The organism is Streptomyces phyllanthi (assembly GCF_009377205.1).
Lineage (GTDB): Bacteria > Actinomycetota > Actinomycetes > Streptomycetales > Streptomycetaceae > Streptomyces > Streptomyces phyllanthi.
This window is the reverse complement of record NZ_VJZE01000011.1, coordinates 1-11,380: the sequence shown is the minus strand read 5'-3', so window position 1 is coordinate 11,380 and position 11,380 is coordinate 1. Positions and strand designations below refer to the sequence as shown.

At 69.8% G+C, this 11,380-nt stretch carries 8 protein-coding genes; 6 read left to right on the top strand and 2 right to left on the bottom strand.

What is annotated here, in order from left to right; genetic code table 11:
* Window positions 1–579: 579 nt before the first annotated feature.
* The 6 genes from FNH04_RS03530 to FNH04_RS03505 all read left to right on the top strand — a co-directional run bounded on the left by FNH04_RS03530 (window position 580) and on the right by FNH04_RS03505 (window position 10,229).
* Window positions 580–4,101, top strand: coding sequence for an FG-GAP-like repeat-containing protein (locus tag FNH04_RS03530; protein WP_152780196.1), 3,522 nt, complete (start codon window positions 580–582; stop codon window positions 4,099–4,101).
* A gap of 94 nt (window positions 4,102–4,195) precedes the next feature.
* On the top strand, window positions 4,196–5,581 hold the full coding sequence (locus FNH04_RS03525) for a class II fumarate hydratase (RefSeq protein WP_152780194.1): 1,386 nt from the start codon (window positions 4,196–4,198) through the stop codon (window positions 5,579–5,581).
* A 114-nt stretch (window positions 5,582–5,695) separates the two neighbouring features.
* Complete coding sequence (gene fomD / locus FNH04_RS03520; RefSeq protein WP_152780192.1) at window positions 5,696–6,388, top strand: cytidylyl-2-hydroxypropylphosphonate hydrolase; 693 nt, start codon at window positions 5,696–5,698, stop codon at window positions 6,386–6,388.
* 358 nt (window positions 6,389–6,746) lie between these two features.
* On the top strand, window positions 6,747–8,933 hold the full coding sequence (locus FNH04_RS03515; RefSeq protein ID WP_152780190.1) for an ATP-binding SpoIIE family protein phosphatase: 2,187 nt from the start codon (window positions 6,747–6,749) through the stop codon (window positions 8,931–8,933).
* A 228-nt stretch (window positions 8,934–9,161) separates the two neighbouring features.
* Window positions 9,162–9,650, top strand: coding sequence for a hypothetical protein (locus FNH04_RS03510; protein WP_152780188.1), 489 nt, complete (start codon window positions 9,162–9,164; stop codon window positions 9,648–9,650).
* A gap of 78 nt (window positions 9,651–9,728) precedes the next feature.
* Window positions 9,729–10,229, top strand: coding sequence for a hypothetical protein (locus tag FNH04_RS03505; RefSeq protein ID WP_228031079.1), 501 nt, complete (start codon window positions 9,729–9,731; stop codon window positions 10,227–10,229).
* 67 nt (window positions 10,230–10,296) lie between these two features.
* Here the strand turns inward: FNH04_RS03505 and FNH04_RS03500 are convergent, their stop codons facing one another.
* Both FNH04_RS03500 and FNH04_RS03495 read right to left on the bottom strand, forming a co-directional pair.
* Window positions 10,297–10,860, bottom strand: a complete 564-nt coding sequence (locus FNH04_RS03500; RefSeq protein ID WP_152780183.1) for a hypothetical protein — start codon at window positions 10,858–10,860, stop codon at window positions 10,297–10,299.
* Between the two features lie 76 nt (window positions 10,861–10,936).
* Window positions 10,937–11,197, bottom strand: coding sequence for a hypothetical protein (locus tag FNH04_RS03495; RefSeq protein ID WP_152780181.1), 261 nt, complete (start codon window positions 11,195–11,197; stop codon window positions 10,937–10,939).
* Window positions 11,198–11,380 lie beyond the last annotated feature (183 nt).

Genomic DNA, 11,380 nt, shown 5'->3' with positions numbered 1-11,380 from the left:
CTCGGCCGCACCACGAAAGCATCCCCCACACGGCTGCTGAGGCCCCCCACATTCCAGTCGGGCACACATGGGGAGAGCACATGGAGAAGGCTCGGGCATGCAACCACGACAGTGAACTGACGGGCCGAATCGTGGGGCCAAGGTAAGGAAGTCGTCAACAGTGGCCAAAAATTGCGTGATTTAGATCACACGCAAAATTGGGCAAGTCGCTGACCGTATGGCAGTGCCACATGAACAGCAATTCAAGTGCCCATTGCGCCATCCAGCGCATACCATGATTAAATCGGGCAACGCCGCACCAACCAGCACCGATTCGATGCCTCTTTGCGCTGCCATACACCGGTTTGCAACCTGGGGAAGGCCCCTGGAAGCCGAACTCGGCACCCCTCCCACACTTTTGTGACGTGCTTCGAGCCGGACGGGTTCCACGGCCGGACAAGCCTCGGCACTGGCACTTGGGTCGCTATTCGGTCATGCTCTGCGCGTCATTTCTGGCCTGCCGCGCAATTCACGCGCTCTCCACGGGAGAGACGGAAATGCCGGTTCGGCTCCGGTTCACCGTGGGGGGATTCAGGCACCGTGGAACGTCGTCGCTTCGGACGGTTTCCCGCCAACCGGCGCGCTGCGGGCGGGGTGGCGGCACTCGTCGCCGCCGCGCTCGGGGTGGGACTGCTCGTGCCCGACTGGTCCGGCTCGCCGGAGGACTCCGCCGCGAAGAAGCCCGACCGTTCGTCGGGCCCGCTGGACGAGCAGGAGGCCCGCAGGAAGGCGGTCGCCACCGGCAAACGGGTCGAGGCCACCGCACTGCGCGACGCGACGTCCACCACGTACGCCAAGCCCGACGGCACCTTCGAACTGCACGTCAGCAGTGCCCCGGTCCGCGCCGAGGTGGACGGCGAGTGGAAGCCCATCAACACCACACTGCGGCGGGTGAAGGGCGGTTGGGCACCCGAGGCGGCGGCCGAGCCCGTGGTGTTCTCCGACGGTTCGGGCAGCACGTCGTCCGGTACGGCGCGGGGGGCCGCCGCCGACGAGGCGGGAGCGGTCCGGCCCGCCGTGTACGCCGTCTCCCGGAACGGCGGCTCGGATACGGTGACGGCCGCGGACGAGAACACCGCGTACACCGAACTCGTCACCATGACGAGCGGCGAGCACCAGATCACCGTGAGCTGGCCCGGTGCGCTGCCCACGCCGGCCATCAACGGCGCGCAGGCCCTGTACCGCGACGTGTTCCCCGACGTGGACCTGCTGCTCACCGCGCGGGACAGCGGCTTCGGCCACGTGCTGATCGTGCACGACGCCCAGGCGGCGGCCAACCCCGATTTGGAGAAGCTCAGTTACGGGCTGTCCTCCCCCGACCTCGTCTTCAAGCTCGACGAGAACACGAAGGTCGTCACGGCCGTGGACGGTGACGGCACGGAGTACGCCGTCAGCCCCACCCCGATGATGTGGGACTCGGCGGGCGCACCGGCCGTGACCGAGGGCGCCGACCCCCAGCCGGCCGAGCCCTCCGACGAGCCCGAGGTGTCCACCTCCGAGTCCGCCGCACCCAACGAGGACGGCGCACGCGAGACGGGCGAGCCCTCCGGCGGTCTCGACACCGACGCCCCGGCCGACCCGGCCGCCCACCGTCAGGCCCACCGCGGCACGGGTACGGGCAAGGGCGCGGGCGCGGTCCCCGCCGCCTACCGCCAGGTCGCCGAACGCCTCACCGACACCGAGGTGTTCGCGCTCACCGGACTGGCGGGCCCCGACCCGGGCACGCACCTGGCGGTGGCGGACGCCGACCTCTCCGCCCCCGGGACCACCGACACCGCCCTGACCATCGCCCCGAAGCAGTCGCTGCTGACGGACGACGACACCGAGTGGCCGGTCTTCGTCGACCCGTCCTTCACCGGCCCGTCCACCAACTGGACCACCGCGTACAAGAAGTACCCCACCTCCAGCTTCTACGACGGCGCCAACTACAACAGCGGCACCACCGAGGCCCGCGTCGGCTACGAGGCGACCACGTGGGGCACCTCACGCTCCTTCTTCCGGCTGAAGCTGACCAACACCGAGGGCACCCGCAAGCTGAAGGGCGCGTACATCTCCTCGGCCAAGCTGCGCACCCTGGAGACGTACTCCTGGTCCTGCTCGGGCCGCGTGGTGGAGCTGTGGCACACCGGCTCCATCTCGTCCTCGACCACCTGGAACAACCAGCCCGACTGGAAGTCCAAGGTCACCTCGCGGGACGTGGCCCACGGCTACAGCTCCTCCTGTCCGGACGAGTACGTGGAGTTCGACACCAAGTCGCTCGTCCAGGACGCGGCGGACAGCGGCTGGTACTCGGTCACGCTGGGGCTGCGCGCCTACGACGAGACCTCGGCGTACCCGTGGAAGAAGTTCAAGGCGGAGGGCGAGAAGGCGCCCAAGCTGGTCATCACGTACAACCACAAGCCGACCGTCTCGTCGACCTCGCTCGACATGTCGCCCGGCCCGGGCTGCGACCGCGTCCTGGAATACCCGACCATCGGCAAACGCGACCTCACCCTGTCCGCGAACGCGAACGACGCCGACGGTGACGAGTCGCTGGACCGTGTGGTGTTCCAGCTGTGGCGCACCAACTACAGCAGCACCACGCTGATCGAGAAGACCGACACCACGCCCTCCGCCACCGGCCAGGCATCGGTCACCTTCCCCGCGAGCACGCTCACGAACGGCTGGACCTACTCCTGGCAGGTCCAGGCCCGGGACAACAGCGGCGCCAGCTCGTCGTGGTACCCGATCAACGAGAAGGACAAGGCCGACACCTGCCGGTTCGTCTTCGACAGCTCGGTACCCGACTCACCCCTGGTCCTCTCCGACGACTTCCCCAAGGAGAGCCCGTCGGGAGACGTCTGGTCGGTGAAGAAGCTGGGTGAGCAGGGTGCGTTCACCTTCGCCACCGACGAGACCGATGTCACCGCGTTCAGGTACGGCTTCAACACCGGTTCCTGCACCAGTTCGCCCCTGACGGCCGGCTCGGGAACGTACGTGGACGAGGACGGGACGTCGAAGTCCGGCAAGAAGTACACCCTGACCACGGGTGTGCCCCTCGCCGGCCCGAACGTGCTGTACGTGTGCGCGCAGGACAGCGCGGGCAACCTCTCGTCCGCGAGCCAGTACGTCTTCTACGTGACACCGCGCGACCAGCCCGACGAGCCCGGTGACGTGACCGGCGACGGCTACGCGGACCTGTTCGTGATCAACGAGTACAAGGATCTGGCCATGTACTCCGGAAGCTCCACCGGCGACCTCCACCGCAGCCTCAACGCCGCCCACGACAAGGGCACGCCGCTGGACTGCGACCTCACCGCGGAGGCGGACGACATCGCGGAGAACTGCTGGACGGATGCGACCGGCACGCAACCCGCGCTGATCGCCCACTACGCCGACAGCTATCCCGGCGACGGCATGACGGACCTCTTCGCCCGTATGCCCGACGACGAGTTGTACCTGTACAAGGGCGACGGCTACGGCAGTATCGACACCAGCAAGCGGCTGACCGTCTACCTGCCCGACGGCTCCCCGGACCCGGCCACGTTCACGCAGATGATCGTCGCCGACTACGACCTGGACAAGCGGCCCGACCTGTTCGCCACCACCGACGGCGGCGGCATGTGGGCGTTCACCGGCTACAGCGGGGCCTCCTTCGGCACGGCCACCAAGATCGCCACCACGGCGTGGGAGCCCCGCGACCTGGTGTCGGTCGGCGACCACGACAAGGACGGCGCCCCCGACCTGCTGTGGCGCTCGGAGACCTCGGACCGGCTCTACCTCCGGTACGGCGTCAAGGACACCACCAACGGCGGCGCCACCATCGCCTCCCTGTCCACCGCCGCGGACTCCCGCACCGGGGCCGACGAGATCTATGCCGAGGGCTGGAGCGAGACGGCCATGCCGGTTCGTCTGATCCACGGCACTCCGGACGCCACCGGGGACGACATCCCCGACATCTGGAGCCTGGCGAGCGACGGCAGCGTCAAGCTCTACAAGGGCGGGGCGAGCACCATCGGCACGGCGACCACGGTCATCAGTTCCAGCAGCGGCTGGGGCACGACGAAACTCGCCTTCGGCTGACCGGTGCCCCCGGGCCGACGTCACCGTCGGCCCGTCCGGGCAGGCGCTGCCGCGGCCGGGGAACAACCCCGTCCGCGGCAGCGCTGAACCCGTCATGAGCGACTACCGCATCGAGCACGACTCCATGGGAGAGATCCGCGTCCCCGCCCACGCGAAGTGGCGGGCCCAGACCCAGCGGGCCGTGGAGAACTTCCCCGTCTCCGGACAGCATCTCGAACGCGCGCACATCGAGGCCCTCGCCCGGATCAAGGGCGCCGCCGCGAAGGTCAACGCCCGGCTCGGGGTGCTCGACAAGGATGTCGCCGAGGCCGTCCAGGAGGCCGCCGCGGAGGTCGCCGAGGGGCGGTGGGACGAGCACTTCCCGGTGGACGTGTTCCAGACCGGCTCCGGCACCTCGTCCAACATGAACACCAACGAGGTCGTCGCCACCCTCGCCAGTGAACGGCTCGGCCGGGACGTACATCCGAACGACCACGTCAACGCCTCGCAGTCCTCCAACGACGTGTTCCCCTCGTCCATCCACATCGCCGCCACGGCCGCCGTGACCCGCGATCTGATCCCGGCCCTGGAGCACCTGGCCGACTCCCTGGCCCGCAAGTCCGAGGAGTTCGCCGATGTGGTGAAGTCCGGGCGGACCCACCTCATGGACGCCACGCCCGTGACGCTGGGCCAGGAGTTCGGCGGGTACGCGGCGCAGATCCGGTACGGCGTCGAGCGGCTCCGGGCCTCGCTGCCCCGTCTCGCCGAACTGCCCCTCGGCGGCACGGCCGTGGGCACCGGCATCAACACCCCGCCCGGCTTCTCCGCCGCCGTCATCGAGGAGGTCGCCCGGGCCACCGGGCTCCCCCTCACCGAGGCCCGCGACCACTTCGAGGCGCAGGGCGCGCGGGACGGGATCGTGGAGACCAGCGGGCAGCTCCGGACCATCGCCGTGTCCCTCACCAAGATCGCCAACGATCTGCGGTGGATGGCCTCCGGGCCGCGCACCGGGCTCGCCGAGATCTCCCTGCCCGACCTCCAGCCCGGCTCCTCCATCATGCCGGGCAAGGTCAACCCCGTGATCCCCGAGGCGGCGCTGATGGTCGCCGCGCAGGTCACCGGGAACGACGCCACGGTCGCCGCCGCGGGGGCCGCGGGCAACTTCGAGCTCAACGTGATGCTGCCCGTGATCGCCAAGAACGTCCTGGAGTCGATCCGGCTGCTCGCGAACGTCTCGCGGCTGCTCGCCGACCGCACCGTCGACGGGATCGTCGCGCACCGCGAACGGGCCCGCGAGTACGCCGAGTCGTCGCCCTCCGTCGTCACGCCGCTGAACAAGTACATCGGGTACGAGGAGGCCGCGAAGGTGGCCAAGAAGTCGCTGGCCGAGCGGAGGACGATCCGGGAGGTCGTGATCGAGAGCGGGTACGTGGAGCGCGGCGACCTCACCCTCGAGCAGCTGGACGAGGCGCTGGATGTCCTGCGGATGACGCGTCCGTAACCGGAGATGACGCCCCTGCGGCCCCGCGTGACGCGCCCGTGACCGATTCCCGCCAAGGCGTGAACCGTGACGCCCGCCGGGGCGTCGTATGCGTACGGCACCTAATATCTGTGCATGACGGATGAGGCAGCGGTGGGACGAGTGGAAAAAGGCGGATCGGCTGCTCATTGGACGCCCGGGAGCCAGATCCTGTGGCGCTACCGGGAGAACGCCGGCGAGGGCTTCCACATCGTGCGCCCCGTCACCGTCGTACGGGACGACGACGAGGTGCTCGCCGTGTGGCTGGCGTCCGGTACCGAGTGCGTCAAGCCCGTGCTCGCCGACGGCACCCCGGTGCACGTCGAACCGCTGGAGTCCCGCTACACCAAGCCGCGGACCGTGCAGCGGGACCGCTGGTTCGGCACGGGCGTGCTGAAGCTGGCCCGGCCCGGCGAGCCGTGGTCCGTGTGGCTGTTCTGGGAGCCGGGCTGGCGGTTCAAGAACTGGTACGTGAACCTGGAGGCGCCGCAGACCCGTTGGGAGGGCGGTGTGGACTCCGAGGACCACTTCCTGGACATCTCGGTGCGCCCGGACCGCAGTTGGCGCTGGCACGACGAGGACGAGTTCGCACAGGCCCAGCGGGACGGGCTGATGGACCGCCAACTCGCCGAGCGGGTGCGCGCGGCGGGCCGCCGCGCGGTGGAGGTGATCAACGCCTGGGGCCCGCCTTTCTCGGAAGGGTGGCAGCACTGGCGCCCGAACCCCGAATGGGGCGTACCCTCCCTTCCGGACGACTGGGACCGCACTCCGGCGCACATCTCGTCGTGAGACCCTTGATGCGCCCCCGGTCCACAACCGTAGGATCGTCCTCCGCAAAGTACTTTCACAGGGGCAACTCCCGCACGATGCGCAGTGCCTGACCATACGTCACCGAGGGGCGGCAGGACGTGATCAAGGGGTACGAGGGCTACATCGGTACGGACCGGACAGGTCCACTCGCACGGGCCGCGCGATCGGTGTCGTCTGCGGCCGGGTCGGCGGGTACCGTCTGTGGCACAGGAACTCCCTCTGGCCACGCGGGAATTCCGTTCCCTGGGCACGTATTCCGGGTATCGGGACTTCTGCGGGACGAAACAACGGGCTTGCTGCGCGACGAACTGCACGCACGGCGCGCAGTCCCGGACGGATGGATTCGACACGCGTGACGGAGCACTCGACCTCCCACCACGAGCGCCCCCAGCCGGGCGCGGGCCCCGCGGACCCCCGCGGGGCGCTCCTGCGTACCCCGGAGGCACTGCCGATGCCGGCCACCGAACCGCTCCAGCTGCCCTCCTCCGCCGCTTTACCGGCACAGGCGCGCATGGGCGACGCACCCGCCGAGCCGGGTACGACGCCCTGCGCCAAGGGCTCCCAGGGTGCCTCCCCCGGCCCTGGCACCACCGCGAACGGCGGCGCCTCCGCCACCAGCGACACCTCCGCGGCCGGCGGGCCGGAGCACTCCCAGCCCGCGGCCACCGAGTCCGACGCGCACCGACCGCGCCCCGCTCCGGAGAGCATCCCGGCCCAGCCGGGCGGCGACCAGGAGCGGTCCGCGAGCGTGTCGGACGGGCAGGAGCGGCGCAGGGGTCAGGGGCTGCCGCCCGGCAGTCCCATGCCCATGCGGCGTGACGGGGACCGGCTGCGGTTCGTGGGCGCGGCGACCCGGCGGATCGCCCGGGGCATCGACCTGGACGAGATCGTGATGGGTCTGTGCCGGGCCACCGTGCCGACGTTCTCGGACGCGATCCTCGTCTATCTGCGCGAGCCGCTGCCGGTGGGCGACGAGCGGCCGGTCGGTCCCCTCGTGCTGCGGCTGCGCCGTACCGACCGGATCCCGGCGGAGCGCGACACCGAGAACGGGTTCATGCCCGCGGTCCAGCAGGAGCCCGCCGACCTGTCGGCGGTCACGGCGGAGCTGTGCCAGGTACGGCCCGGGGGCGCGCTCGCCGAAGTGCTGCGCGGTGTACGGCCCGTGTTCGCGGACGCGCCCGCGGCCCGTGCCGCGCTGCCCGAGCTGATCGGTGAGGACAGCGAGTTCACGGTGCCGTCGGGACAGCGGGCGATCCTGGCCCCGCTGCGCGGCCGGCGCCGGGTGATCGGCGCGGCCCTGTTCCTGCGCCGCCCGGAGCGGATGGCGTTCGAGCAGGACGACCTGCTGGTCGCCGCCCAGCTGGCCACGCACAGCGCGCTCGGCATCGACAAGGCGGTGCTGTACGGCCGTGAGGCCTACATCGCCGACGAGTTGCAGCGCACGATGCTGCCCGAGACGCTGCCGCGCCCCACCGGTGTACGGCTCGCGCACCGCTACCTCCCGGCCGCCGAGACCGCGAGGGTCGGCGGCGACTGGTACGACGCGATCCCGCTGCCCGGCAGCCGGGTCGCCCTGGTCGTGGGCGACGTGATGGGCCACTCCATGACCTCGGCCGCGATCATGGGCCAGCTGCGCACGACCGCGCAGACCCTGGCCGGGCTCGACCTGCCGCCGCAGGAGGTGCTGCACCACCTCGACGAGCAGGCCCAGCGCCTGGGCACCGACCGCATGGCGACCTGCCTGTACGCGGTCTACGACCCGGTCTCGCACCGGATCACCATCGCCAACGCCGGGCATCCGCCGCCGGTCCTGCTGCACCTGGGCGGCCGGGCCGAGGTACTGCGGGTACCGCCGGGGGCGCCGATCGGCGTGGGCGGGGTGGACTTCGAGGCGGTCGAGCTGGACGCGCCCGCCGGAGCCACGCTGCTGCTCTACACCGACGGTCTGGTCGAGTCCCGCCTCAGGGACGTATGGACCGGCATAGAACAGCTGCGCGAGAAGCTCGCCGCCACCGCGCAGCTGACCGGCCCGGACCATCCGCCGCCGCTGGAGGCGCTGTGCGACGAGGTGCTCGACATGCTCGGCCCGGGTGACCGGGACGACGACATCGCGCTGCTCGCCGCCCGCTTCGACGGGATCGCCCCCAGTGACGTCGCGTACTGGTTCCTGGAGCCGGAGGAGATGGCCCCCGGCCGCGCCCGGCGCCTGGCCCGGCACGCACTGTCGCGCTGGGGCCTGGAGGAGCTGAGCGACTCCGTGGAGCTGCTGATCAGCGAGGTCGTGACCAACGCGGTGCGGTACGCCACCCGCCCGGTCACCCTCCGGCTGCTCCGTACGGACGTGCTGCGCTGCGAGGTCACCGACGACGTGCCCCAGCTGCCGCGGCTGCGCACGGCGCGCGCCACGGACGAGGGCGGGCGCGGACTGTTCCTGGTGAACAAGGTGGCCAGGAGGTGGGGAGCGACCCGCCTCTCCGCCGGCAAGGTGGTCTGGTTCGAGCTCGGGGTGCCTGCCACCACCTAGTGACGGCCCTGAGGCGGCCCCTTTCACACGCACGGCCGGTGGCCGGTGCGCGCGAAAGGGGCCGCCCCTGTTCTCCCTCCCGCTGTGCCGGTGACCGCCCGTTTCCCCTGTTCGAGTGGCATTTGCGGTGCTGACACGCAAGGCGCGTTGTCCGGCGGGGTTTCGCCGCATGGAATGACTCGCCGGTGCCCCAAGGCCGGGCACACGCAGTCACCCCCGGGAGGATGCATGCCTTCTGCCACTGTCCGCCGCGCCATGACGGCCGGCGCGCTGACCGCCGTACTGACCCTCTCCCTGTCCGCGCAGGCCTCGGCGGACGCCGGGGACGAGGACATCGTGCGGATGAAGTTCACCGGTTACACCACGGTCGACACCGCCCCCAAGCACATGGAGCCGGGCGCCGGCTGGGTCACCTACCAGGACCTGTACTCCGAGAACAAGAAGTCCAAGGGCAAGAAGTTCCTCGGCGACGCCAGTGCGCGGTGCGTCGCCGTCCACGCCGACGAGCACCGGCTGACCACCCAGTGCACGCGCGTGCTGCGCCTGAAGGGCGGGGAGATCACCCTGCACGACATGGTCACCCGCGTGGACGACAAGCCCATCACGGCGAAGACGGCCATCGCGGGTGGCACGGGCCTCTACAACGACGCCGAGGGAGAGGGCTACATCACCCAGGAGGGTGACCGCGTCCACTACGACCTGTACATCGATGACTGATCGGTGCCTCTCGCCCGACCGCAATGACTCGCCCATGCTCCGGAAGGCCTGGGGCACTTTCTTCGGCCTGGAGGTTCCGTGATCAAATCGGCTGTCCGTGGTGCAGTCGTCACCGCTCTCACCGCCACGTTCGCCCTTCTCCCGTCGTTGGCACACGCCGAGGAGAAGGACAAGGACAACGACATCGAGCGGGTGGAGCTGACCGGCATCAACGCGTTCGACACCATGCCCGGGCGCATCCGGACCGGTGACAGCTGGGTGGCCCACCTGGAGCTGTACGCCAAGAAGACGGGGAAGCCGGGCAAGAAGAAGCACCTGACGCACGTCGGTGACGGTGAGTCGGAGTGCAGTGCGGTCCGCGCCCACGGCGACTGGGTGACCATGCAGTGCACGCGGACCCTGCGCCTGAAGAAGGGGACGCTGACGCTCAGCGACATGATCACCTACAACCGTTGGCAGAGCGTGACCGCGAAGACCGCCGTCACCGGCGGCACCGGCCACTACCGCTCCGCCTACGGGGACGGGTACATCACCCTGGCCGGTCGTTACGTCCACCTGGAGCTCAACGTCGACGAATGACGCCGAGCACCCACCGGTGCGGGAGACGCGAAGGGCGTCTCCCGCACCGGTGTCTTTTCCGCCGCCTTCACTCACTCACCCCGGAGGTCTTCTCGATGAGGCGGGTGAAAACGATGAGAGCCCCCAGAGCGGGCAGAAGGCTGGCCAGCGTCCATATGACGCAGAATCCCGCCGCCGCCCCGGCCATCATCCGTATGGCACTCGGAGCGTCCTCGGGAACTCCGGCCACCACCAGAAGGAAGATGGTGGACAGGACTCCCATGGCGATCACGGTGAAGAACGGCCACAGGTAGTTCGTGATGGGCAGGATGCGAGCCTTTCTGGCTTTTCTCAGAAAGGTGTTGTCGCAGGCGCGGGTGATCATCGCCAGGATCGCGAACACCGACCCGATGATGACGCCCACCATGGAGACGGCGACCCCCAGGGTCTCCTCTATCGGCAGGTCGCCGTCATGACCGAGCCAGGCGCCCCCCGCCGCGCCGCAGGCCGCTCCCAGCGGCTCTCCCCACCACCAGCTCCTCAGACTCACATGGACGAGCCCTACGAACTCCTTGAAGTACTTGTCGCCCAGGGTGCGCCCGCTGGGCTCCTCCGGATGCGGGTCCGCATCGAACTGTCTTTCGGTGGTCATCACAGCCCCCGCCGGTCGACGGCCACTCCCACTGAGCCGCGTGTTCGCGGCTCAGCTCCTCGTCGCCTCACCCTCCTCACGGTTTGCGGAAGCGGCCGTCACCATCACGTCCACGCTTTTCCGCGGCTATCTCCGATCCGTACGTGCTCATCTCGCGTATCGCGTCATACAGCGAAGCGGCGCGTTCAGCGGGAGACCCCTCCTCCGATTCCGCTCCGGAAGCCCCGGTGGCCTGGTCGAGACGGCTCAGGGTGATCTTCGGGTCGCGTGCGAGGCCCACATTGAAGTCCTGAGTGCCGACCGTGCACTCGGCGAGCTCTCGAAGAGAACTGTCCATTGCTCGTGCCACCTTTCATGTGCGTGCCGGCGCCGCCGGGGAACGGGGCTAAAACTGCGCTCCACGATAGGCCGGTGCCGTGGCCGGGGCCCGTCAGGACGACATTTGGGTGAACGCAGGGTGAACAGCGCGGCGACATGACCGGCTCCCGGTGGCAAGGAAGGGCGCCCGGTGCTCACGCAC

Excerpts from the sequence above, each read along its gene's own strand:
- FNH04_RS03525 (WP_152780194.1), top strand. The coding sequence starts at position 4,196 with ATGAGCGACTACCGCATCGAGCACGACTCCATGGGAGAGATCCGCGTC.
- fomD (WP_152780192.1), top strand. The coding sequence starts at position 5,696 with ATGACGGATGAGGCAGCGGTGGGACGAGTGGAAAAAGGCGGATCGGCT.
- FNH04_RS03515 (WP_152780190.1), top strand. The coding sequence starts at position 6,747 with ATGGATTCGACACGCGTGACGGAGCACTCGACCTCCCACCACGAGCGC.
- FNH04_RS03510 (WP_152780188.1), top strand. The coding sequence starts at position 9,162 with ATGCCTTCTGCCACTGTCCGCCGCGCCATGACGGCCGGCGCGCTGACC.
- FNH04_RS03500 (WP_152780183.1), bottom strand. The coding sequence starts at position 10,860 with ATGACCACCGAAAGACAGTTCGATGCGGACCCGCATCCGGAGGAGCCC.
- FNH04_RS03495 (WP_152780181.1), bottom strand. The coding sequence starts at position 11,197 with ATGGACAGTTCTCTTCGAGAGCTCGCCGAGTGCACGGTCGGCACTCAG.